General features: G+C 37.4%; 24 protein-coding genes and 1 other annotated feature. Of the genes, 4 read left to right on the forward strand and 20 right to left on the reverse strand.

The genetic code is table 11. The features are described from left to right. Positions 1-189 precede the first annotated feature (189 nt). From IGI43_RS09525 to rpsO, 5 genes are all read right to left on the reverse strand, one after another. Positions 190-1,512: a coiled-coil domain-containing protein gene (locus tag IGI43_RS09525; protein WP_438757561.1), complete on the reverse strand. Its 1,323-nt coding sequence runs from the start codon at positions 1,510-1,512 to the stop codon at positions 190-192. A gap of 238 nt (positions 1,513-1,750) precedes the next feature. After that, on the reverse strand, positions 1,751-2,260 hold the full coding sequence (gene mreD / locus IGI43_RS09530; protein WP_438758840.1) for a rod shape-determining protein MreD: 510 nt from the start codon (positions 2,258-2,260) through the stop codon (positions 1,751-1,753). Between the two features lie 7 nt (positions 2,261-2,267). Then, positions 2,268-3,128, reverse strand: a complete 861-nt coding sequence (gene mreC, locus IGI43_RS09535) for a rod shape-determining protein MreC (protein WP_438757562.1) — start codon at positions 3,126-3,128, stop codon at positions 2,268-2,270. Between the two features lie 183 nt (positions 3,129-3,311). Further along, positions 3,312-5,426 carry a polyribonucleotide nucleotidyltransferase gene (gene pnp / locus IGI43_RS09540; RefSeq protein ID WP_438757563.1) on the reverse strand — a complete coding sequence of 705 codons (2,115 nt, stop codon included), beginning with the start codon at positions 5,424-5,426 and terminating at the stop codon, positions 3,312-3,314. Between the two features lie 212 nt (positions 5,427-5,638). Next, positions 5,639-5,908 (reverse strand): 30S ribosomal protein S15, encoded by a 270-nt coding sequence (rpsO, locus tag IGI43_RS09545; RefSeq protein WP_010770485.1) that lies wholly within the window; start codon positions 5,906-5,908, stop codon positions 5,639-5,641. A gap of 282 nt (positions 5,909-6,190) precedes the next feature. Between rpsO and def the strand changes: the two genes are divergently transcribed. Further along, positions 6,191-6,754: a peptide deformylase gene (def, locus tag IGI43_RS09550; RefSeq protein ID WP_438757564.1), complete on the forward strand. Its 564-nt coding sequence runs from the start codon at positions 6,191-6,193 to the stop codon at positions 6,752-6,754. A gap of 55 nt (positions 6,755-6,809) precedes the next feature. Here def and IGI43_RS09555 read toward each other — a convergent pair whose 3' ends face one another. The 3 genes from IGI43_RS09555 to IGI43_RS09565 form a co-directional block, all read right to left on the reverse strand. Beyond that, positions 6,810-7,586 (reverse strand): Cof-type HAD-IIB family hydrolase, encoded by a 777-nt coding sequence (locus IGI43_RS09555; RefSeq protein ID WP_438757565.1) that lies wholly within the window; start codon positions 7,584-7,586, stop codon positions 6,810-6,812. 22 nt (positions 7,587-7,608) lie between these two features. Next, positions 7,609-8,256, reverse strand: a complete 648-nt coding sequence (locus IGI43_RS09560; protein WP_438757566.1) for a DNA alkylation repair protein — start codon at positions 8,254-8,256, stop codon at positions 7,609-7,611. Positions 8,257-8,353: 97 nt separating this feature from the next. Further along, entirely contained in the window at positions 8,354-9,151 is a 798-nt protein-coding gene (locus IGI43_RS09565) for a formate/nitrite transporter family protein (RefSeq protein ID WP_438757567.1), read from the reverse strand. A gap of 497 nt (positions 9,152-9,648) precedes the next feature. Between IGI43_RS09565 and rpsD the strand changes: the two genes are divergently transcribed. Further along, positions 9,649-10,260 carry a 30S ribosomal protein S4 gene (rpsD, locus tag IGI43_RS09570; RefSeq protein ID WP_438757568.1) on the forward strand — a complete coding sequence of 204 codons (612 nt, stop codon included), beginning with the start codon at positions 9,649-9,651 and terminating at the stop codon, positions 10,258-10,260. Positions 10,261-10,459: 199 nt separating this feature from the next. On the opposite strand, the gene IGI43_RS09575 is transcribed toward rpsD, so the two are convergent. Both IGI43_RS09575 and IGI43_RS09580 read right to left on the reverse strand, forming a co-directional pair. After that, the gene (locus IGI43_RS09575) at positions 10,460-11,134 is read right to left on the reverse strand and encodes an ABC transporter ATP-binding protein (protein ID WP_438757569.1); all 675 of its coding nucleotides are present in this window, start codon (positions 11,132-11,134) and stop codon (positions 10,460-10,462) included. Between the two features lie 18 nt (positions 11,135-11,152). Beyond that, entirely contained in the window at positions 11,153-12,238 is a 1,086-nt protein-coding gene (locus tag IGI43_RS09580; RefSeq protein ID WP_438757570.1) for an ABC transporter permease, read from the reverse strand. A 192-nt stretch (positions 12,239-12,430) separates the two neighbouring features. Between IGI43_RS09580 and lepB the strand changes: the two genes are divergently transcribed. Further along, positions 12,431-12,976 (forward strand): signal peptidase I, encoded by a 546-nt coding sequence (gene lepB / locus IGI43_RS09585; RefSeq protein ID WP_438757571.1) that lies wholly within the window; start codon positions 12,431-12,433, stop codon positions 12,974-12,976. A gap of 108 nt (positions 12,977-13,084) precedes the next feature. Next, entirely contained in the window at positions 13,085-13,528 is a 444-nt protein-coding gene (locus IGI43_RS09590; protein ID WP_438757572.1) for a hypothetical protein, read from the forward strand. A gap of 117 nt (positions 13,529-13,645) precedes the next feature. On the opposite strand, the gene IGI43_RS09595 is transcribed toward IGI43_RS09590, so the two are convergent. From IGI43_RS09595 to pepT, 10 genes are all read right to left on the reverse strand, one after another. Next, complete coding sequence (locus IGI43_RS09595; RefSeq protein WP_438757573.1) at positions 13,646-14,260, reverse strand: DUF1054 domain-containing protein; 615 nt, start codon at positions 14,258-14,260, stop codon at positions 13,646-13,648. A gap of 32 nt (positions 14,261-14,292) precedes the next feature. Beyond that, positions 14,293-14,862 (reverse strand): GNAT family N-acetyltransferase, encoded by a 570-nt coding sequence (locus IGI43_RS09600; RefSeq protein WP_438757574.1) that lies wholly within the window; start codon positions 14,860-14,862, stop codon positions 14,293-14,295. Between the two features lie 74 nt (positions 14,863-14,936). Continuing rightward, a complete protein-coding gene (trpA, locus tag IGI43_RS09605) occupies positions 14,937-15,704 on the reverse strand; it encodes a tryptophan synthase subunit alpha (protein WP_438757575.1) in 768 nt (255 codons plus the stop codon). Beyond that, positions 15,701-16,894: a tryptophan synthase subunit beta gene (gene trpB / locus IGI43_RS09610; RefSeq protein ID WP_438757576.1), complete on the reverse strand. Its 1,194-nt coding sequence runs from the start codon at positions 16,892-16,894 to the stop codon at positions 15,701-15,703. Before trpB ends, trpA begins: the two co-directional genes overlap by 4 nt. A gap of 126 nt (positions 16,895-17,020) precedes the next feature. Beyond that, positions 17,021-17,611 (reverse strand): phosphoribosylanthranilate isomerase, encoded by a 591-nt coding sequence (locus tag IGI43_RS09615; protein ID WP_438757577.1) that lies wholly within the window; start codon positions 17,609-17,611, stop codon positions 17,021-17,023. Next, positions 17,608-18,366, reverse strand: a complete 759-nt coding sequence (gene trpC, locus IGI43_RS09620) for an indole-3-glycerol phosphate synthase TrpC (RefSeq protein ID WP_438757578.1) — start codon at positions 18,364-18,366, stop codon at positions 17,608-17,610. Before trpC ends, IGI43_RS09615 begins: the two co-directional genes overlap by 4 nt. After that, entirely contained in the window at positions 18,367-19,380 is a 1,014-nt protein-coding gene (trpD, locus tag IGI43_RS09625; RefSeq protein ID WP_438757579.1) for an anthranilate phosphoribosyltransferase, read from the reverse strand. After that, complete coding sequence (locus IGI43_RS09630) at positions 19,364-19,957, reverse strand: anthranilate synthase component II (RefSeq protein WP_438757580.1); 594 nt, start codon at positions 19,955-19,957, stop codon at positions 19,364-19,366. The genes trpD and IGI43_RS09630 overlap by 17 nt, the downstream gene beginning before the upstream one ends. Further along, on the reverse strand, positions 19,954-21,318 hold the full coding sequence (gene trpE, locus IGI43_RS09635; protein ID WP_438757581.1) for an anthranilate synthase component I: 1,365 nt from the start codon (positions 21,316-21,318) through the stop codon (positions 19,954-19,956). Before trpE ends, IGI43_RS09630 begins: the two co-directional genes overlap by 4 nt. 300 nt (positions 21,319-21,618) lie before the next feature. Beyond that, positions 21,619-21,846: a binding site (T-box leader), on the reverse strand. Positions 21,847-21,916: 70 nt separating this feature from the next. Then, positions 21,917-23,152, reverse strand: coding sequence for a peptidase T (gene pepT, locus IGI43_RS09640; protein ID WP_438757582.1), 1,236 nt, complete (start codon positions 23,150-23,152; stop codon positions 21,917-21,919). Between the last annotated feature and the right edge of the window lie 12 nt (positions 23,153-23,164).

Here is a 23,164-nt window from a genome sequence, read left to right on the forward strand (position 1 = left end):
ACATTTGATATATTGTCATATTAACTGACTAAAAATATATGGATTACAGCTTTCATATTATTTTATGTTGGCTACTAATTCATCAAAAAAAGAAACACCGTATAAAATCGTTTAATACTTTAATGCAAAAAAATTTCCATTAGCAACATCAATCATCTTTGCTAATGGAAATTCCACTTTCATCTTAAACTATCCTGGAAAGCGCCATACAACAGCTCTAAAGTTTGCTGCATAAGGACTTGGGGTCCATCCTGTAGTTGTTGACACATAACCAGAACCTGCTGGATTGTTGGATTCAACAATCTGGACTGAACTACCGTTGACTCCCACGACTAGAACAGTATGAACACCATCTAACCAAGCATCTGGACTAAGAGAGTTTTCGTATTGAACGACATCTCCAACCTGAACATCAGACCAAGAGACTTGAACTGCTCCTGATTGAGTATATCCGCTATGTGGACCTCCTGGTAAGAATCTAACACCTGCTGCATTTAGCCAATTTTGCACGGCTACAATGCACTCACCACTTTGTCCCCAACCTGTTGGATTTGTCTGACCAACAGAATTCAAAGCGATTTGCGCTGCTCTTTTCTTCGCTTCAGACACACCACCAGTACCGATACTGGTGCCACCGCCATTATTACCGTTGTTTTTCCCTGGTGTTGGCGCCGCAGCTGTTCTACTTGTTGTGCCATTTTCTTCTACAAGATTGGTTTGTGTAAGACCTGGATTTGCAGCTTGTGCTTCAGCAAGTTCCTTAGCAGCTTGTGCTTCGGCTTTTCTTTGTGCTTCGGCTTGTTTTACTTGCTTCGCTTGTTCTTGTTCTAATTTCTTTTGTGCTGCTGCTTTTTGTTCAACATACTCAGACTTTTTGTTTTCTTCTGTTGAGCGTTGTGCTTGTAACTCATTTTTAGCAATTTCTTGTTCAAGTTTCAATGTATCTAAAGAAGCTTGTTTATCTGCTAATTCTTTTGTAGAAGTCTCCAGTACAGAGATTTGCGACTCCACTGTCTTTGTCTTTTTTTCTACATCTTCTTTATCAGAAGTTTGTTGTGCTAATAGATCATTGTTCGCACTAACGAGTGCTGTAATGCCTTGTACTCTGCTGATTGCATCAGAAATAGACTCAGAATTGACGATCACATCTAAGTAGCTAGTACTTGTTCCACTTACTTGAACATCACGAGCTTGATTACGCATTTGAACTTCTCTTTTTTGAATACGAACATTCAAATCAGAAATCTCACCATATAATTTCGTGATTTCTTCTTTAAGTGCTTTTTTCTTGGCTGTTAATTCATCAATTTTAGTCGCTGTAGTCAGCATATCTGATTCGATTGTTGCTAATTTAGTTGCAGCTTCTGATTCTTTTGTTTTTAGCCCATCGATGATTGCATCTTGCTGTTCAATCTTTGTATCATAGTCATCGGCAACTGCAGCCATCGGCAACACAGCTGAAGTAAGTGTGATTGAGCAAACCATCAATGCTGATAATATATTTTTTTTCACTCTTTATTCCTCCGGATTTACTTATACATTTATAATTTATGTGTACTATTTCGGTTTTATGTTTCTTGACAACAGTCTTATTGTATCATAGCAGTATGACATACAGATAAACAGTATATTACAAAATTGTTTCATGCAACATAGTTAAATAACGTTTGATATTATTCAACACACTAGAAATTCATAATGTTAAATAACGATTTTTCGCAACATCCCCAAATTCAAAAAAAGAAAAAGACTACTCGTTAGCGAATAATCTTTTTAGTGGATAGGAAAAAATAACAAATATCAACATATTAAAAAGCAACGTTGGACCTAAAACCTTCGTGATAAATAATAATGGTGCAACATTTGATATATGAAAAATAATTTGGAGTCCCATTGCAATCAATTCATACGTAGTTACAAAAATAATCATACCAAAAAATGCTGTTAGCAGATTTGTGTGAACCACTCGTTGGAATCGGTACATCATCATAACTGTTGCCGTCAGTGCAACAGTATAAATACCAATGATCCCGATATAATAACTGTCGCAAATCATCCCCAAGATAATCGCCGTAATTAGTAAATAACGTCTAGACAGATTAGGGACTGCCATCAAAAAAGCCAGCAACAGGAAATGAGCATTTGGAAAATAAACATTATCAGTTACATTCCGCGCAGCTTGAGTCAATTGACCATCGATCAGCATCAGTACAAAGAAAACTACTGGCGCATAGTATTTAACATTTTCTTTTCGGATCACTTGCATCTTACTCCCCCGCTCCAGCTAGTCTCTTAATGATCGTTACAACGGGGATATTATACATTTCAGCATAAGGCTTAACATAAACTTCACGATCTAAACCAAAACTGTCTGGTTTCACTTTTTGAACCACACCAACTGGTAAATTCGCTGGAGAATTTTGACCTAGCCCAGATGTTTGAACAACATCACCTTCTTTGATCTCCATATCTCCTACTAACTGGCTGATGATCAATGTATTATCTTTATCATTGTAATTTTTCAAAAGGCCATATGAATCTCCATTTTCAGAATTGACTTTAACTGGGAAATGGTTAGAATTTTGATTTTTAGATGTTAATAGTTCTACTTTAGAAGACGTCGCATTCACTTCAACCACCCGACCAATCAACCCTTTTTGGGCTAAAACTGCCATATTTGGTTTGATACCGTCATTTGAACCTCGGTCAACAACTAATAAATCTTGCCACATATCCGGTGAACGAGTAATAACTGTTGCTGTTACTTTTTCATAATTCCCCAATGTTTCGTTTAATTCTAATTCTTTTTTTAATGTTTCGTTTTCTTTTTTTAAGTTATCATTTTGGATAGAAAGTTCACCATATCCATCGATTCTTTCTTTTAAGCGTTCATTTTCGTCATAGGTCTTAAAAAGTGTGCTGATTGATGATACTCCGCTTCCGATGACTTTACCTGGAAATGAAATCACTTTGTCAACAAACCCTACGCTATCGTTGACTGCTGATTGACCAAGATTGGCTTTTCCGCTGTTTGCTCTGTGAGCTGCAGTCAAACTAATGATCGTAACCACGATAATCACTACGATCAGCGTGATAATTATATTTTTATTTGGATTAAATTTTTTCACATCGACACCCCGAATAATCTTTAGACTGATAGCAATAATTTTACCACTAATTAGAGGCAAACAAAAGAGCTGTGGTGCGTCTTTACCTATTTTTATTAAATAAAGCTCATTTCCAAGAAAAAACAGAGTAGGCTAAATGCCTCACTCTGTTAGAAAAGTAAAATCAAACGCAATGTGTATTGCTTATTTTTCTTTATTTTCTTCAGTCAACAATGCTTTGCGTGATACGTTCACACGACCTTGTTTATCGATTTCGGTAACTTTTACAAGTACTTCATCGCCAAGTTTCACAACGTCTTCTACATTGTTTACTCGTTCATTGGCTAATTGAGAAATATGAACTAAACCATCTTTTCCTTTGATCAAATTAACAAAGGCACCAAATTTTTCGATACGAACGACTTTACCAAGATAAACTTGTCCAACTTCCACTTCTTTTGTTAATTCTTCAATGATCTTGATTGCTTTTTTGATCATATCAGCATCAGCAGAGGCGATACTTACATTACCTTCTTGATCGATATCGATCTTAACACCCGTTTCATCAATTATTCCGTTAATTGTTTCTCCACCTTTACCAATAACATCTTTGATTTTTGCTGGAGCAATTTGGATCATTTCGATTTTCGGTGCGTATTTGCTTAACTCTGGACGAGGTTCAGCTAACGTTGATGTCAATTCAGCAAGAATTTCCATACGTGCTTTTTTCGCTTGAGTTAATGCTTCTGTCAAGATTTGTTCAGTGATCCCTTGGATTTTGATATCCATTTGTAAGGCTGTAATTCCATCTTTTGTTCCAGCAACTTTAAAGTCCATGTCGCCTAAGTGATCTTCTAATCCTTGGATATCTGTTAAAATTGTATAGTTTTCGCCATCACTGACAAGACCCATTGCAATTCCTGCAACTGGTGCTTTGATCGGCACACCAGCATCCATCAATGCTAAGATTCCTGCACAGATACTTGCTTGTGAAGAAGAACCATTTGATTCTAAGACTTCTGATACCACACGGATCATATATGGGAAATCAGCTTCATCAGGAATAATTTGTGCCATCGCACGCTCACCTAAAGCACCGTGACCGATTTCACGACGGCCAGGTGATCCAGCACGACCTGTTGAACCTACAGAAAATTGTGGGAAATTATAATGATGAATGAAACGTTTACTATCTTCTACACCTAATCCATCAATGATTTGATGTTCGCCAAGTGGTGCTAAGGTCACTACAGACAACGCTTGTGTTTGTCCTCGAGTGAATAAACCAGAGCCATGAACACGTGGTAAAATGCCAACTTCTGAAGCCAAAGGACGGATTTCGTCTAATTTACGACCATCAGGACGGATTTTATCGATCGTAATCAATTCACGAACTACGTCTTTTTCTAAATCTTCAGCGATTTGTTTTACTTCTTTCCCTACTTGCGCTTCTTCTTCATGACCAGCAAATTTTTCAGCATACGCTTCTTTCAATTGATCTTTGATTGCATCGATATTGACTTCGCGAGCTAATTTTTCTTCTGTCATCACAGCTTCTTTCATTGAAGCGTAGTAGGCATCGAAGATTTCTTTTTTCAAGTCAGCATCAACTTGTAATAATTTGATTTCCATTTTTTCTTTACCGACAGCGGCAACGATTTCTTCTTGGAAAGCCACTAATTCTTTGATGGCGTCAAAACCGAAAAGTAACGCACCTAGCATATCTTCTTCAGATACTTCTTTGGCACCACTTTCAACCATGTTAATGGCTTTTTTCGTTCCAGCAACCGTTAATTCGATATCTGTTTTTTCAGATTGTTCGACTGTTGGGTTCAATACGTATTCACCATCAACACGACCGACATCAACACCTGCAATCGGTCCGTCAAATGGAATATCTGAAATTGCTAATGCCAGAGATGAACCAAACATTGCAGCCATTTCTGGTGTGCAATCTTGTTCCACACTCATTACAGTATTTGTGATTTGAACTTCGTTACGGAATCCTTCCGCAAACATTGGACGAATTGGACGGTCGATCAGACGAGCTGTCAATGTTGCACGTTCGCTTGGGCGACCTTCACGTTTGATAAATCCACCAGGAATTTTCCCTACTGAATACATTTTTTCTTCGTAATTCACTGTCAATGGAAAGAAATCAAAATCTCTCGCATCTTTTGAAGCAACAGCCGCACTTAAAACGACTGTCTCCCCATAACGAACTAATACTGCACCATTTGCCTGTTTGGCTAATTGGCCGACTTCAACTTGTAATGGACGTCCGCCCCAAGTTGTTTTGAATACTTGTTTTTCTGACATATATCTCTTCTCCTTCGATTCTTCGGAAAAGTTAGACTGCTACTAAACAAATGAAAAGATTCAAAAAAATTGAGTCCTTTTATTTGGTTAGTAGATTCATTCAACCCTTCCAAAGATGATGATTTTTTAGTATTTTAAGGATAACTAGACCTTTGCTTTTAAATAAGCTAAAAAGCGAGGTTCGTTACGAATCTCGCTTTTCCAGTGTTTGATTAACGACGTAATCCTAAACGTTCGATCAATACGCGGTAACGTTGGATGTCAGTCTTACGTAAGTAAGCTAACAAGTTACGACGATGACCAATTTTTTTCATTAGTCCACGGTAAGAATGGTGATCTTTTTTGTGAACGCGAGCGTGTTCATTCAAGTGATTGATATCAGCAGTCAATACAGCAATCTGTACTTCTGGTGAACCAGTATCTCCTTCATGACGCGCGTATTCGCTAATGATTTCGTTTTTCTTTTCTTTTGACATTGCCATGTTTTTCACCTCTTCTTTAATAGTCATCTTCTTACTGAGTAATGCGTTGGTGATTCGCACAACCAAGTAATAGACGGTATGTTTTCATACAGTTACACTTTACAGGAAAGTTGTTCATAATGCAAGACCCAGCTCAATTTCCTTCCTGTTTTTTGATCAATTTATTCCCACTACTAATAATTTTATGATAAACTGTATAGGCGAATAAATACATTGATGGAAAGATTTAGTTTCTAACTGAGACTGATCTAGACTTTTAACTATAGAAGGAGGGATTATCCTATGATCACCATGGAGGATATTATCCGCGAAGGAAACCCAACACTTAGAGAAGTGGCAAAAGAAGTAGCTGTGCCTCAATCGGATGAAGATATAAAATTAGGCGAAAAAATGATGGAATTTTTAAAAAACAGTCAGGATCCTGTTAAAGCAGAAGAATTAGGCTTACGAGGCGGCGTCGGTTTAGCTGCACCTCAATTAGATATTTCTAAGCGCATCATCGCAGTCCATGTACCAAATAGTGATTTGGAAAATCCTGAACCAACATTGAGCGCAGTGATGTATAACCCTAAAATTTTAAGCCACTCCGTTCAAGATGCTTGTCTGGGTGAAGGCGAAGGTTGTTTATCTGTCGACCGTGAAGTGCCAGGTTATGTGGTCCGCCATAATAAAATCACGCTCTCTTATGTAGATGCAGCTGGCGAGAAACACAAAATTCGTTTAAAAAATTATGAAGCGATCGTCGTTCAACATGAAATCGATCATTTGAATGGTGTGATGTTTTATGATCACATCAATGCAGAAAATCCTTATGCTTTGAAAGATGGCGTTTTGGTGATTGACTAAAAAAAGTGATCTGTACAAAACCGTTTGAGTCTGTACAGATCACTTTTTATTATCGTTAAATCGCCTTTAATTCTTTCAACGCTTTCCAGATTCCATCATTATCATTGGTATCTGTCACGATTTTTGCTTCTTTTTGAATATGAGACAACGCATTCCCCATTGCTACACCAATTCCAGCTTCTCGTAGCATTTCACGGTCGTTTTCACCATCGCCAAACGCAACGATATCTTCACGAGCAATCCCAACACGGTCTGCTAAATTCAGTAAAGTCGCAGCTTTAGAGCCATTCTTAGGGACAATATCCACACTTTCAGAATGCCAGCGAATAAATCGGAATTTAGAAAATTCACGATCAAAAATCCCCTCTGCTGAATCATCATAGAAAGCCAATGCTTGATACACATCATTTTCTTTTTGGAAATTCAAATCATATTCTGGTGCTTTAAAATCGATTGATCCCATCGCTTCAGCCACTTGAGCACGACGGTGATGATTATTTTTTTTCACATCATCTAAACCAACATAAGCCAATCCGATTTCTCTTTTTTCTACTTCTTTGGCAAAACGGTTTAATTCGTCTTGGTCTAGTAGATTTTGGTAATACTGTTCATGATCTAAAAATGCGGCTGCTCCATTACAAAGGACATAATTGGAAAAATCTAAGTCTAAAATAATATCTTGCGCCATAAAACGGCTGCGACCTGTTGCAATTGTTACAAGATGTCCTTGTTGTCTTAACATCTTTAATGCTTCTCGTGTGCTCTCCAACGGTTGTCTGTCGGTTCCAAGCAATGTTCCATCAATATCAAATGCAAAAAGTTTTCTTCTCATGGCGTAATAACTCGCTCGCTTTCTATGTTTTTGGCAAATACTTGCTGCCCTCTCTAATAGCTAATGGGCTTAAATCAGTTGACTTGATCAAGTCTTCGACCCAAGATGGATCAATTTTACTATGTTGACGCAAAGACCAGCCAATTGCTTTTTGAATAAAGAACTCATCTGTAGTTTTATCATAAATGATGGCTTTTTTCAATAACACAGTGTTTGTTTTTTCTTTATATAACAATTGCAAATTGATGGCAATTCGCCTGTGCCAAAAGTTCTCTTCACCAAAAAAGGCGTCAAATAACTGAGGCATTTCTTCTAAATAGTGAAATCCCCAAAGTCCAAAAAATTTACGCCACGCATCTACGCTATCCCACCAAACCTTTTCTACAACAAAAGGTTTGAAACGCAGCATTTCTTCAAAAGAGAATCGTTTGTAGTTAGCCGTTGCTAAATCGATTGCGACATATTGGTATTCTCGCTCTCGTTTATTATAATAAAAACTAATTAAGTCAAATAACTCTGAAAACGATAGTTTTTTGCTGGCTTTTAAGAGCTCTTTCTCCAATATAGCACGCTCAGGTGCAGGAATGCCTGCAAAAGGAAATAAATGCTTCATGTATGCCGACATTTGCTCCGCCTTGTCTTTATTTTTTGGAAAAATCACTTCATTCATTTCATTGCTCCTTTTTCTTCTTTCTTCTATCTTACTTGAAATAACTTTAGACAGCAAAAAAACTGAAACGGAAAATCCGCCTCAGCTTCAAAATTTCTTAATCTAAATAAGTGGTATCTGCATTGTTCAGCCACGCATAACCCAATCCCATCACTAAACCGCCGCCGATAAAGTTACCAATCAAGGCAAAGAATAGATTGTGTGCCACACTGCCAACAGTCATTGCTGCCATTGTTCCGTGAGAAGCGAAATACGCTAAGCTAAACGCAGGGAAGTTGGCGATAACGTGTTCATAGCCTAAAAAAGCAAAGATAAAAATGATGAAAATGATTGCAGCAACTTTACCAGCATCATCTTTCATACGCATACTCACTAATACAGCAGTATTGACCACAATGTTCGCAAAAATACCTTCTACTAAAATCTGTGTTGTGGTTTTATCTAATTTTCCAGCAATCGAAGTAAAGAAGAAACTATCAGATGCTAAATCTTGATAAGGAACCGTCAATGAAATCAAATAACCAAAGAAAACACCACCGACTAAGTTAAATAGAATACACGTAACTAAAATTTTGGCCGCAAAAGATAAATTGATTTTTTTACGATAAACGCCGACTGTCATATACAGCATGTTCGATGTTCCTAGTTCAGCATTCATATACAAAATCATAACAAGTGACCAGCTAAACATAAACGCATAAAGTATCTTGCCTAAGCCATGCGCCATATCTTCGCCTTTCATTGCGATTCCAAAAGCCACGGCTGTTCCTAATGTTAAAAACATACAAGCTAGCACAGCGCGAAAAGCGTAGCGCATAAAACTATTTTGGAATAAGTTCATTTTTTTACTAATTGATTTGTCGATCTGCTCAAATAATGGCGATACAGGTTTCATTGTGTTTCTCCTTTTCAATTTGTTCTCATCTCATATTTTCAAAAACATCCTTTATCATTTTAAAGACTACCAAGCGTTTTGTCTAGTGCTTTCTATGATAAAAGAACGATTTTATTGAATTGATGTGATTTAGTGATCAAGAATAGAGAACTTCATGAACGATAACTTGATTAACTTTCTACTATACCTAATATAATAGAACTCTACTACTTTCACAATTATTTAAAGATAACGACGTTTTTTAAATTGTTTTGTCTTTTGGAAAAAGCTTGAGTTATCCCCTTTTTTGCGTTATACTAATCTTTGTGTAAAATAATGCAGCAGAAAAATAATAGCTCGTCAACAGTTCATTGCCTTGATGTTTAGCTTTTCTCTTCAGGTTCAACTGCGTAACCACGGCTGCAAAGGGCGAAGGTTGAAGAATGAACTGAACGAATATGAATTTTTCAGAAGATTATTTTACTCCAAAAAAACTTATTTTATTGGAGGAATTTTTAATGTCACGTTATACAGGACCATCATGGAAAATCTCTCGTCGTCTAGGTATCTCTCTATCAGGAACTGGTAAAGAACTAGCACGTCGCCCATACAAACCAGGACAACACGGACCAAACAGCCGTGGTAAAGTTTCTGAATACGGTATGCAATTAACTGAAAAACAAAAATTACGTCATATGTACGGTATGAACGAACGTCAATTCGTTAATTTGTTTATTAAAGCAAGCAAGATCAAAGAAGGTAAACACGGTGTTAACTTCATGATCTTACTAGAACAACGTTTAGATAACGTCGTTTACCGTTTAGGCCTTGCAACTACTCGTCGTCAAGCACGTCAATTAGTAAACCACGGTCACGTTACTGTAGATGGCAAACGCGTAGATATCCCTTCATACCACGTTGAAGTTGGTCAAGTGATTTCTGTTCGTGAAAAATCTCAAAACATCGTAACTTTAAAAGAAGCTGTTGAAGCTACTGTTGGACGTCCAGCATTTGTAAGCTTTGACGCTGAAAAATTAGAAGGAAGCTTCACTCGTTTACCAGAACGTGATGAATTATATCCTGATATCGACGAAGCTCTTGTCGTTGAATACTACAACCAAAAACTTTAAGATTTATATTGAGTTGGGCGAAAAAAGTCCACCTACTCTTTTTAGAAAAACTTGCTCAAGCTTTATTGAGCAAGTTTTTTTATACAAAAAAAAGCTGAAACAGAAACTTTTCCCCGAAAGGATTGCTTCTGTTCCTGCCATTTATTCACAGTTAGGGTGTGAAACAAAAGTGAACGTTCCTTTTGTTCCACACCCTTTTTTATGATTTTTGTTTTTCCAATACGCCATCTTTCATCACAAATACTTCATCACAAAATTCAATCAAGCGCTGATCATGCGTTACCATGATCGTTGCTTTATTTTTTTCTTTCGTTTCTCGAGCTAAAATCTTTACCACTTCAAATGCTCTATCCGAATCTAAACTTGCTGTGGGTTCATCCGCTAAGATAATGGATGGATCATTATACAATGCCCGAGCGATCGCCACTCGCTGACGTTCCCCACCAGAAATTTCATCGGGGTATTTTTTCTTTAACTTTTCAATTCCAAGCTCTGTTAATAACTTGTTGACCTTATCCATATCGGTCTTTTCTTTTTTGACTTTATCCACTAAACGTAACTGTTTTTCCACAGTTAAAAATGGAACCAAATTGGATGCTTGCAAAATAAACCCAATTTCGGAAAAACGAATCTTAGAGCGTGTTTTTTCATTTTGTTTGCTAAATGCATCGTTATTTATCTTAACTTCGCCACTTGTCGGAGTTTGTAAGCCCCCTGCAAGTGTTAAAAACGTACTTTTTCCAGAACCACTTGGACCGATCACTGCGACAAACTGACCCTTTTCCACAGAAAAATTTGTGGATTTCAACGCTTCTATTGTCGTGTCGCCATCTAAAAACTGTTTATCAACAGCTGAAAATTCGATTGCCTTCATTATACATTCGCTCCTTTTCTATCCAATTGCTTTCAACGGATCGATTTTGACGATCGTTCGAACTGAGAACAGTGCACCTAATACCGCAATAACCAGCATGATTCCGCCTATCGACAGGAAAAACAGCCAGTTCGTTTGAAATGGAACAGCTGTTGGTAGCACTAATGCTGTTCCTACCGTACCAAGTAAACCTATACTTATCCCCAAAAATGCTAACACAAAGGTTTGTACAATCACAGAGACGGCAATATACATTCCAGAAATCCCTTGTGCTTTCATAATGCCAAAGATATTTGCTTTTTGCATGGTCAAGACATAAATAAAAATCCCTATAACAATTGCCGCAATCACGATCAAGAATCCGATCATAAACCCAAATGTCAGCACTTGAGCACTATATCCTGGTAACTCATTGATAAATTTTTTGATGCTGTAGCTAGTTAAACCATCGTCTTTTAAGTCAATATTTTTTAATGAGCCATCTTTTGCACGAAAAACAATCGCATTTACACGAGCATTTTCTGAAGTATCCGATTTTTCAAAACGAATCTGTTGAAATGCGTTAGTGGATACATACAATACTGGTGAGACATTAAACTTTGCATTGTCTGTAAATCCTACAACTTTAAGCGTTTTGTCACTGCCGGATAGTTTTATTGTGTCTCCAAGTTTAACATCATTTTCTTTTTTCAAACTGTTATCCACAACTGTTTCATTATCATTTGTGAACGGCTTGCCTTCAATGATATTTGGCATTAAAAATTCCTCTTTGTTGATGCCAAAAAAACTGGCGTTGATTTTTTCCGCATTCTTTTTATCTAGTTGGATCACCGCTGCTGTTTGCCCTAATGACGCTTTTTCTTTGGCTTTAACTTCATCTATTGATTTAATCGGAATCATCGACATATTGATATTTGTATTCGATTCATCAGACAAGACGATACCATCCGCCTGCCATTTATCCACAGCTGTTCGATTATCTTGCGCCAATCCATACGCTAATCCCGTTAAAAAAAAGACTAAATAAGAGATTAAAAACATCACACCAATAATCAGTGTATAGCGTAATTTTGAGCGCGTTATTTCATTCCAAGCTAAAAACATAATTTTTCCTCCTCCTTATCAATCGATAAGTTCTATAGAAAGTATAGCAAAGTTTAGAAATGACAACAAAATATTTGCTTAGGTATTTTCTTCAAAAAAAAGAAAAGGACATAATTTTTTCGATTTTTCTTCTTATTTATCAAAAATAATCTGATATACTAAAAGAAACAATAAGTAAAAAGGAGTTTTTACATGAAAAAGAAATATGGTACCCTTTATACAGTAATGCAGTTTGCAATGATTTTACTATTTGCACTTTTTTTGCGGACGTTTATTCTAACGCCTGTGCAAGTCGTCGGCATTTCGATGGAACCAACTTATCATGAATCGGATCGCTTATGGCAGACCTCTTTAGTTAGCCCAAAACGATTTGATATAGCAACATTTCCTAGCCCACGAAGCGGAAAACGAATCGTCAAACGCGTTGTTGGTCTGCCTGGTGATACGATTCGAATGGAAAATGATCAGTTGTATATTAATGATAAGAAATACGACGAACCTTATTTAGATGAATTTAAAGAAGCTTTGACTGACGGTCAACCTTTGACTGCCGATTTTACTTTAGCCAATAGTGCAGCGGGTCCTGCTACTATTGTGCCAGAGGGAAAATATTTTGTATTAGGCGATAATCGCCGAAAAACAGATGACAGCCGTTACTTTGGATTTGTGGATAAAGAGGCTATCGTGGGGGTTGTTTATTTTCGATATTATCCGTTGAATAAGATTGGGCTACAATAACTTGTAATGAGCTGAGCATTGGAGTCCTTTTATTGAAAGCTGTATAATGTAAAAAAACATTGTACAGCTTTTTAATAGGAGCAATAAGCGGATGGAGTTGAGAAAAAGATGGAAAATTCACCAGAACTACTAGAGGGAGAATGGATAATACGAGGGACCAACTTTCCTCTTTGGTTGTCTAACAAACGAAGCAATCCTACTATAAAGTATGAGAAACTAAAAAATTCTCCCTTAACATTTTTGGATACCGTCAGCTATAAAAATAAAAAAAAGCAACAAAAACAGATAATTGGAGTCGATACCTATAAGCAAAATCGATTTATTTGGAGAGGTCGTGGGTTTTTAAAAATTTTAAGTAGCAAATGGTCGGTCTTAACGGTCACTGATACTATCCTTGTCATCAAATTCGAGCGTTCTTTCTTAACACCTGCCGGAATTGATATTTTAGTTCGAAAAGGCATAGAGCTTGATGATCCAAAACAATTCATTTTAAGATCCTTTGAGCAGTATACTATTACAACAAGTGAATTTGATAGTTTGGTTTGGCTTTAGAATACTCGAATCAACATAGCAAAAACGAGACAAACGTGTTTAGCCAGCTAGAGCGCCTCTGATAAAACGAAAGATCAGTTTTATCAGAGGCGCTCTAGTCCTTCTTAATTGCTCTACTTATTGTAATCCAATCGCCAATTGATATAGTGGCAATAAGTCCTCATAAGTTTTCAACATATAATCACGCGCTTTTTCTGGATCATTCAACAAGTTATCTGTCTTTCTAATAATCCTGCCAATTTGAAATTCCCCTTTTTTCACATCACGAAAGCGAGTTAAGTATTTCTCTAAATCTGCTTCATTCAAACGTTCGATCTCAGGTTGTGTATGATCCATCGACAGATAAAAATCATCATCTAATTGTTCAAATAATGAATGATTATCTAAAAACGCTTGTGCAATTTCTTTTTCGTTTTTAGGATTATCAATTAGTGATAACCACATGAAAAGATAGTCTGGCCAAATACCTAATTGAAAATGGGCTTCCATTTTATAGCCGCGTTTTTTCTGACTTAATGCAGACCATGTATTTTCTGGTGGGTAAACTGTTCTGCGACGGTGTTGGGCAATGTGAACAAAAAATTCTGTTTCTAGTTTTTCGCCCAATCTTTCAGCAAAATAATCATCTAATTCTTGAAATTTTGGTTGGATCGTGGAACGAATACCAGCCATCCTTGGGTCTAATCCATCTATTGTAAAAACATCAAAATCTTTTTCAGTAAACATTAACATGTAGTCATTTCTCCTCTGAGCTGTTCTGTAGGTTAGTTATGCAATTTTTGCCATTCTTCGAGCGTGATACCGCGAATAATATCTGTAACGACTTTCCCTTTCCACATCCGGGCATTCGGGATATTGCCTTCTATTTTCATACCTATTTTTTCCATCACACGACCAGATTTGGAATTATCAATATCATGCGTTGCAAAAATACGCATCAATTTTAGCTCTTCAAAGCCTAAGCAAAGTAGTTCGTGTGCCGCTTCTGGCATATAGCCATGTCCCCAAAATACCTTGTTTAAAGAATAACCAATTTCTGCAATATTATGCTGATCTACCACACGCAAATCGATCGTTCCAATAAATTTTCCAGTCGCTTTTAACTCGATGCCATATTTGCCAAGTGGTGCTGCTATGAAGTAGTTTGCAATACTTTCTTTAGTGTCTTTAATAGACTGATGAATCGGGAAAACATAGGTGACCGTTTCTTCATCGGATGCATATTCGTGCATATCATTAGCGTCACTTAATGTTACTGGACGTAACTTTAAGCGTTCCGTTTCCAAATATTGATTTTCTGCAAAAATTAAATTGCGATTGATGACAATCTCCATAATTCCACCTACTTTTCATACTACTTTACAGAAAGAAATGCTCATAGGCAAGAGGAAAAATATAAAATATAAAATTATTTACTGACTGCTTCTTTGATAAACGTACTAACTTCTGCACGTTTTCCTTCACTAAGCAGCTGAACGATCTTGCTACCTACGATCACGCCCGCACAACTTTTCCTAAAACGTTCCACATGTTCTTTAGATGATACGCCAAATCCTGCTAAAACTGGTTTATCACTGACTTTTTGAATATATGCTAAATGTTCATCTAATGTTTCTTGATAATTTCGTCCTGTGCCTGTTACACCGTTGACTGCCACCGCATAAATAAATCCTTCTCCTGATTCTACTAAAGTTGGAATTCGATCTTTAGGTGTGTTTAAAGCAATCAGTGGTATCAACGAAATATCACTGTCTTTTAGTAATGGTGCTACTAATTCTTGATGCTCATGTGGTAAATCGGGGATGATTAATCCTTTTACATCCGTTTCAGCTAAATCGTGAATAAATGTTTCTAAACCATAGGTAAAAATCGGATTGAAATAGGTCATGATTACTAAAGGCCTTTTAGTTTCGATTTTTTTTAACTGCTGGATTATTTTTCGCAATGTTACGTTATTTTCTAAGGCTCTTAGGCCAGCCGCTTGAATTATTGGACCATCTGCAACTGGATCTGAAAATGGAATCCCTAATTCGATAGCACTAGCTCCAGATTCTGTTAGTAGTTGGATTTCATCGGCTAACTGATCTAGACCTTGGGCACCCGCCATGATATAAGGGATAAAAATCGTTTCATTGGCTTGTTGTTTCGCTTTTAGTTGCCTCGTTAATGATTTCATTGGTTTTCCTCCTTTGCCATCAATTCTTTGATTTGTTGTACATCTTTATCGCCACGCCCTGAAAGACACACGATGAGTTGTTTATCTGATCCAAGTTCTTTTGCGACTTTTAGCGCATGGCTAATAGCATGAGCGCTTTCTAATGCTGGAATGATTCCTTCTGTTTGGCATAATATTTTAAACGCATCCAATGCTTCTTGATCCGTCACCGACTCGTAGCTAGCTCTTTGTGTTTCGTTTAAATGGCAATGCTCAGGTCCAAGACCTGGATAATCCAATCCCGCTGAAATCGAGAAGGCTTCTAAAATTTGACCATCTTCGTCTTGGAGCAGCTTCATCATGGCACCATGAAGGACACCTGTTTTTCCTTTGGTGATTGAAGCGGCATGTGCTTTTGTATCCAATCCTAATCCTGCTGCTTCAACGCCGATCAATGCAACATCATCATTAATAAATGGATAAAAAATTCCCATTGCATTACTACCACCGCCTACACAGGCAACGACTGCATCTGGTAATTTGTTTTCGACTTCTAAAAATTGGCGTCGAGCTTCGATTCCAATAATACTTTGATAATCTCGGACAATTTCAGGAAATGGATGTGGACCTAAGACAGATCCCATCACATAGTGAGTATCTTCAACATTGGCAACCCAAAAACGTAACGCTTCATTGACTGCATCTTTTAATGTTTCACTTCCAGAAGTCACACGTTCAACTTTAGCACCTAATAATTCCATGCGAAAAACATTCAATGCTTGACGATCCACATCGACGGCTCCCATAAAAATCGTACATTCCATGCCAAACAAAGCGGCCACTGTAGCAGTTGCTACACCATGTTGACCAGCGCCCGTTTCTGCGACGACTTTTTTCTTGCCCATTTTTTTCGCTAGCAAAATTTGCCCAATCGTATTGTTTATTTTGTGAGCACCAGTGTGATTCAAGTCTTCTCTTTTCAGATAAATCTTAGCACCACCAGCAAAATCAGTTAAACGTTGCGCAAAATATAACGGATTTTCCCGTCCTACATATTGCTTTAAGTAATAATTTAACTCTTCTTGAAAAGCATCATCTATTTTCGATGCTTCATAAACTTCTTCTAACTCTTTCACAGCGTGCATCAATGTTTCTGGAACGAATTGCCCGCCGAACTCTCCATAAAATCCTTGGTTTGGTTGATTATACATACTATTCCTCCTTATAATTAAAGCTGAATGAGCCGATTAGCATCAACGAAAAATAGCAAAACATGGAGGTGGCGTTCTTTGCCACATTTAGGTTTTGTCTTTTTTCTAAGATGTTGGCTCATGAAGCTAGATCGCTTTTTTTAGAAAAGCAATGATTTTTGTTGGATCTTTTACCCCATTTGTCTCAACTCCACTTGATACATCCACAGCATAAGGGTCAAATAATTGTTTAGCTTTTTGTACATTTTCGCTAGTCAAACCGCCAGCGATGATGATTTTTTTATTTTTGATGAATCGTGTATCTAGTTTCTGCCAATCAAACACTTCACCATTGCCTCCGACAAAACGTTTCGGTGGTGCATCGAAAAGTAAAAATTCTGCAGTTGTGTCTTTAATTTTTTTTTCTAGTCCTACTTCAATAACTGGTATTGCTCTGATCAGCGGTACCGAAAACGCCGCTGCTGCCAGAGAACCATGAATTTGCACCATATCTAACCCAGCTTGTTGGATAGTTTCTTCTACTTCTGATTGAGTGGGTGAAACAAAGACCCCTACTTTTTTAACCTTTTTAGGTACATCTTTCGTAATTTTTTTAGCTTTTTCAGGCGTGATTTGACGTTTACTTTCTGCAAATACAAATCCAAGATAATCTGCCCCATGCGCCACTGCAACATCTACATGTTCTTTGGTTTTCAACCCGCAAATTTTCACTTTCATCGTACTACCTGCAGTTCTCTGACTTTGGCTTTCGAGTCGTTTTCTCGCATCAACCCTTCTCCGACTAAAACAGCTTGATAATTTTCTTTCACAAGAGCCACTTGTTCATCAGTCGAAAAACCAGATTCGCTGATATAAACAGCTTCTGTCTTTTGTTTTTTTCCTAGTAGTTGACTTACTCCAATTGAGACCTCAAACGTTTTTAGATTTCGATTATTCACACCGATCAATCGTGCAGATAAGGCTTCAGCAATATTTAGTTCTTGTTCATCATGAACTTCTACCAACACTTCTAACCCTAATCTTGTGGCTTTTGTATATAATTCTTCTAATTTTTGTTTAGGCAACGCTGATACAATCAATAAAACTATTGTCGCACCCGCATTTCTTGCCCGAATCAGTTGTTTTTCATCAATGATAAAGTCCTTACATAAAACAGGGGCATTCACTTGTGATGCCACTTGCCTTAAATCCTCGATTGATCCTTTGAAGAAAACTTCATCTGTTAATACAGAAATGGCTGTAACACCCGCTTGTTCATATGCCTTTGCTTGTTCGACCACATTTACAGACAAATTAATTGCACCTTTTGACGGTGACGCTCGTTTAACTTCTCCAATGATATGCATCTTTTCAGGATGATTTTTGACTTGCTGGTAAAACGAGTATGTTTCTCTTAGTGGTTGAACGATTTCTAAAGGCATCATCTTCACTTCTTGTTCTTTTTCGTTGATAATTTTTTCTAAAAAATCCATTTAAGCGACCTCCTTTTGTACTCGAAGTAGTTGTTGCAACTTATCCAAAGCCGCACCACTGGCTACACAATCTTTTGCCAATACAATCCCTTCTTGTACTGTTTGCACTTTTCCATTACTGAAAAAACCTAATCCAGCATTCAATAGGACCGTATCTAAATAGGGACTTGCTTGATTATTCAAAATAGATAGCAGTATCTCCGTATTTTGTCCGGCATTCCCACCACGAATCGCTTCTATGGGAAGACGAGCAAAACCAACTTCTTCTGGTTCGATCGTATGCATAGTGATTTGCCCGTCTTTTAATAAAGAAAAATATGTCGTTCCAGCTAGCGTTGCTTCATCCAATCCGCCTGAACCATTAACCACCACCGCACGTTTGCGTCCTAATTCGCTCAATGTTTTCGCTGTTTCTTCTAACAAATCTCGTCGATAGGTTCCCATTAATTGAGAATTTAACGACACTGGATTTGTTAATGGACCAATCAAATTTAAAATCGTCGGCGTACCTAATTCTTTGCGAACCTTCATCACATATTTCATTTTCGGATGCATATGGGGAGCAAATAGAAAGGCTAGTCCCACTTCATTCAATACAGTACTTATTTTTTCTGGGGAAAGATTAATATTTACACCTAGACATTCAAAGATATCTGCACTACCTGATTTACTGGAAATACTGCGATTACCATGTTTAGCAACTGTTACTCCACCAGAGGCTAAAACAAATGCTGCTGTTGTACTAATATTGAAACTACCTGATTGATCGCCTCCCGTTCCGCAATTATCCATGATATTTTCTTTTTGACACGTGATCGTTACTGCTTTTCGCTGAATCGTTTCTGCAATTCCTGCCATTTCTTCTGCTGTTTCGCCTTTGCACTTCAGCGCTGTTAAAAAAGCAGCGATTTGACTATCTGTTAATTGACCTTCAAAGATTTTTTCTGCGACTTGTTGTGCTTCTATGCGGGATAAATGTTCCTTACTAAAAACTTTCTCAAATAAATTTTCCATGTTTTTGACCCTCCATTACTTGGATAAAATTTTGAATGATCATTGGACCAATTGGCGTTCCGACTGATTCTGGATGGAATTGAAGACCAAAAATGGGGTATTCTTGGTGTTCGATCGCCATGATTTCCTGATCATCATTCGCTGTTGCTGTAACTGTGAATTCTTCTGGTAGTGTTTTTTTATCTATTATGAGTGAGTGATAACGCATGACTGAGCTTTCGTCTGGTATTCCTTTAAAAAGTCGACTTGCTTTGACTGTTGTAATGTCGGATTGTTTCCCATGACGAATTTCTTTCGCTGCGTTTACCTTGGCACCAAATACTTCGCCGATCGTTTGATGACCTAAACAGATCCCTAATAATGGTTTCTGCTGGTAAAATTGTTGAATTACTTCTTTTACATAACCTGTTTCTTTAGGGGTTCCAGGTCCTGGTGAAATGACGATTGCTGCAGCTTGTTCAGCTAACTCGAAAATATTGTCAGCATCATTTCGAACAATCACTACTTCATGCCGAGTACCAATCAATTGCGCCAGATTATACGTAAATGAATCATAGTTATCAATCAATAAAATCATTGGTCCACCTCCAAAAGTGCCTTGGCTTTTTGCAATGTTTCTTCATACTCTTTCGTTGGATCAGAATCATAGACGATACCAGCACCAGCTTGCACATATGCTTTGTTTTTATGAATGACCATCGTTCGAATTGCAATGGCAAAATCGGCTTGATCATTTTTTGATAAGTACCCAACTGCTCCTGCATAGATATTTCGTTTTACAGGTTCTATTTCATAAATGCGTTGCATCGCTCGAATTTTTGGTGCGCCGCTGACTGTTCCAGCGGGAATTGTTGCCTTTAATGCGTCCATCGAAGTCAATTCTTTTTTTAGTTTACCTGTCACGACTGAAACTAAGTGCATAACAAACCGATATTTTTCTACGATCATGTAAATAGGAACTTCCACAGAACCTATTTCACTAACTTTTCCTACGTCGTTACGTCCTAAGTCGATCAACATCAAGTGTTCTGCGCGTTCCTTTTCATCGGTGCGTAGTTCTTGTTCTAAAATCAGGTCTTCCTCTACTGTTTGTCCTCGTTTGCGTGTTCCTGCGATTGGATTTGTTGTGACGATTTGATTTTTTACACTGACCAGACTTTCTGGAGATGATCCAATCACATAAGTTTCACCAAAATCTAGAAAATACAGATAGGTAGATGGATTGGTCACACGTAATCTGCGGTAATAATCGAAAGGCTCTTCTTCAAAGCTTGCTGTCAGACGTTGAGAGGGAACCATCTGAAATAGATCACCTTGCTTGATATAGTCTTTTACTTTAGTGACGACTTGTTTAAAGTGTTCTTTGGTAAAGTTGCTTTGATAATTCAATTTTTTTAAATTGATTTCTTTTTGTTCTTCTTCATTTGGTGTTTGCAATTCTTTTATTTTTTGTTTGATTGCCTCTTCTAATGTTTCTTTTCCTCTTTTTGAGTAAGTATCTGCTTCAATCAAAAAGATTTTTTCACCCACATGATCAAAAATCAAATAGGAATCGAATAGATAAAAATGAATATCTGGGACCTTTAATTCATCAAACGGCATCTTCCCTAAATCTTCATAGCACGCAATCACATCATAGCCGACATAACCGATTGCACCTCCTTGGAAGGGAAGTTCTTTTAGAATCTCTTCTTTCTGCAATACATAGGTTTCGATTTCTTTTAATGGATCTTTTGCAGTTTTTGTTTGCCCATTGATTGTTAGCTGATGACCATAACAAGTAATTTCGGAAACCGCATCCCACGCGATGATCGAATACCGCCCTTTGCTTTTATCTCTAGGAATACTTTCTAAAAGGCATTTGTTTGTTCCTTGGATTCTTAAAAATGCGGATATCGCCGTTAGATAATCGGCTTTTATTTCTTTGACCAATTGCATGTGATTTCCTCTTTTCTTATTTTTTATCGGTAAAACAAAAAGCCCTCACAAAACAGACTTTTATCTGTTTTGTGAGGGCGAATAATAGTATCCACGGTACCACCTCAATGAAAAAAATATTCTCTTTAAAGTAAACTTAGGATACCGTTCGCTGCTAATCTTTTAGGATTATTGCGTTTGATACTTCCTATTCAGGTTACTTCTTCCCTTTGGCACACCTTATATTGTTCCATCACCCGTTTTGCAAAGTCAGTTGTGATTTACAATAAAATAAGCCCCCAAACCACACAAAATCTGTGGTTTGAGGGCGAAATAATCACGGTGCCACCTCAAGTTTGAAAGAAATTCTTTCCTCTTATCAGTCGTCTATCAACGACCTTACTCTATAACGGGAGTTCCCGAAAATGCCTACTGAGATTCAACATTTCACTCGAAAGTCCATTCACAACCCATCCCTTACTGATTCGCAGTACCATCAGCTCTCTGAAAAGTTCCAGTGTTGTTACTCCTCTTTCTCAAAGCTTTGTTATTGAAGATAATCATATTAAAAAATTCTAATATTGTCAAGTATTTTTTATATAAAAAATGAAAGATTTTTTCAATCCTTAGATTTACCAGCATTTTCTTTAATAATTTCTACGATTGTTTTTGATGCTAATGCCATTGATTCTAGCGTGATAAACTCATATTGCCCGTGGAAATTTTCGCCGCCTGTGAAAAGATTAGGGGTCGGGATACCCATAAACGAAATTTTTGACCCATCTGTTCCCCCACGAAAAGGTTGGATGTCTGGTTTGATTCCAAGATTTTCCATCGCTTTTACCGCAAGCTCAACAGGTGTCATATCTTTTTCAATGATTTCTTTCATGTTGTAGTACTGATCTAGAAAATAAATCGTGATTCGTTTTTTATCTAAGGTTTCATTTAATTCATTGACGATATCTGTGAGTTGTTGTTTTCTTTTTTGGAAAAGTTCCTTATCATGATCTCGAATAATATACGTCAATTCAGCGTGATCTAAGCTACCAATAAACTTCGTCAATAAATAAAATCCTTCATAGCCGCGTGTTTTTTCCGGAACTTCTTCTTTTGGTAATGAAGCATCTATTCTCTCGCCCAGCTTGATTGCATTCACCATCGTTCCATAAGCCGTTCCTGGATGGACACTAGTTCCTTCGATCGTAATCACTGCTTGAGCAGCATTAAATGTTTCATATTCAAAGCAGCCGACTCTACCACTATCTATTGTATAGGCAAATGCCGCTGGGAAATTTGCTGCATCAAATCGATCTGCTCCACGTCCGATTTCTTCATCAGGTCCAAAAGCAAGCAATACTTTTCCATGAGGAATTTCAGGATGTGCCAGTAGATACTCCACTGCGTCTAAAATTTCTACAATTCCCGCCTTGTCATCTGCACCGAGTAAGGTGGTACCGTCTGTTGTGATCAATGTTTGACCGACATAATCTTTTAAATTTGGAAATTCTTCTGTTTCCATGATGATTCCCAGTTTTTCATTCAGTACAACATCTTGTCCATCATAGTTTGGAAAAATAGTTGGTTGAATGTTTTCAGCGTGGTAATCCGCAGTATCCAAATGTGCAATAAATCCAATCGTCGGTACATCCTCCGTTGAAGTTTCTGGTAGAACAGCTGTTAAAAAACCATTCTTTTCATTGTACTGAATCTCAGAAAGGCCAATTTCAGCTAATTCTTCTTCAATGATTCGAGCAAATTGAACTTGTCCTTGTGTGGTTGGAATTGTCTGACTAGCCGCATCAGAACGAGTATTGACTTTGACATAGCGAATAAATCTATCTAATAATTGAGACATCGTGTTCTCCTT

Origin of the sequence: Enterococcus sp. AZ126 (assembly GCF_051714545.1) — a bacterium.
GTDB lineage: Bacteria > Bacillota > Bacilli > Lactobacillales > Enterococcaceae > Enterococcus_L.

What these genes read in the sequence shown, in the direction of transcription:
- pnp (WP_438757563.1), bottom strand. Translation starts at nt 5,426, where the DNA reads ATGTCAGAAAAACAAGTATTCAAAACAACTTGGGGCGGACGTCCATTA.
- rpsO (WP_010770485.1), bottom strand. Translation starts at nt 5,908, where the DNA reads ATGGCAATGTCAAAAGAAAAGAAAAACGAAATCATTAGCGAATACGCG.
- def (WP_438757564.1), top strand. Translation starts at nt 6,191, where the DNA reads ATGATCACCATGGAGGATATTATCCGCGAAGGAAACCCAACACTTAGA.
- IGI43_RS09555 (WP_438757565.1), bottom strand. Translation starts at nt 7,586, where the DNA reads ATGAGAAGAAAACTTTTTGCATTTGATATTGATGGAACATTGCTTGGA.
- IGI43_RS09560 (WP_438757566.1), bottom strand. Translation starts at nt 8,256, where the DNA reads ATGAATGAAGTGATTTTTCCAAAAAATAAAGACAAGGCGGAGCAAATG.
- IGI43_RS09565 (WP_438757567.1), bottom strand. Translation starts at nt 9,151, where the DNA reads ATGAAACCTGTATCGCCATTATTTGAGCAGATCGACAAATCAATTAGT.
- rpsD (WP_438757568.1), top strand. Translation starts at nt 9,649, where the DNA reads ATGTCACGTTATACAGGACCATCATGGAAAATCTCTCGTCGTCTAGGT.
- IGI43_RS09575 (WP_438757569.1), bottom strand. Translation starts at nt 11,134, where the DNA reads ATGAAGGCAATCGAATTTTCAGCTGTTGATAAACAGTTTTTAGATGGC.
- IGI43_RS09580 (WP_438757570.1), bottom strand. Translation starts at nt 12,238, where the DNA reads ATGTTTTTAGCTTGGAATGAAATAACGCGCTCAAAATTACGCTATACA.
- lepB (WP_438757571.1), top strand. Translation starts at nt 12,431, where the DNA reads ATGAAAAAGAAATATGGTACCCTTTATACAGTAATGCAGTTTGCAATG.
- IGI43_RS09590 (WP_438757572.1), top strand. Translation starts at nt 13,085, where the DNA reads ATGGAAAATTCACCAGAACTACTAGAGGGAGAATGGATAATACGAGGG.
- IGI43_RS09595 (WP_438757573.1), bottom strand. Translation starts at nt 14,260, where the DNA reads ATGTTAATGTTTACTGAAAAAGATTTTGATGTTTTTACAATAGATGGA.
- IGI43_RS09600 (WP_438757574.1), bottom strand. Translation starts at nt 14,862, where the DNA reads ATGGAGATTGTCATCAATCGCAATTTAATTTTTGCAGAAAATCAATAT.
- trpA (WP_438757575.1), bottom strand. Translation starts at nt 15,704, where the DNA reads ATGAAATCATTAACGAGGCAACTAAAAGCGAAACAACAAGCCAATGAA.
- trpB (WP_438757576.1), bottom strand. Translation starts at nt 16,894, where the DNA reads ATGTATAATCAACCAAACCAAGGATTTTATGGAGAGTTCGGCGGGCAA.
- IGI43_RS09615 (WP_438757577.1), bottom strand. Translation starts at nt 17,611, where the DNA reads ATGAAAGTGAAAATTTGCGGGTTGAAAACCAAAGAACATGTAGATGTT.
- trpC (WP_438757578.1), bottom strand. Translation starts at nt 18,366, where the DNA reads ATGGATTTTTTAGAAAAAATTATCAACGAAAAAGAACAAGAAGTGAAG.
- trpD (WP_438757579.1), bottom strand. Translation starts at nt 19,380, where the DNA reads ATGGAAAATTTATTTGAGAAAGTTTTTAGTAAGGAACATTTATCCCGC.
- IGI43_RS09630 (WP_438757580.1), bottom strand. Translation starts at nt 19,957, where the DNA reads ATGATTTTATTGATTGATAACTATGATTCATTTACGTATAATCTGGCG.
- trpE (WP_438757581.1), bottom strand. Translation starts at nt 21,318, where the DNA reads ATGCAATTGGTCAAAGAAATAAAAGCCGATTATCTAACGGCGATATCC.
- pepT (WP_438757582.1), bottom strand. Translation starts at nt 23,152, where the DNA reads ATGTCTCAATTATTAGATAGATTTATTCGCTATGTCAAAGTCAATACT.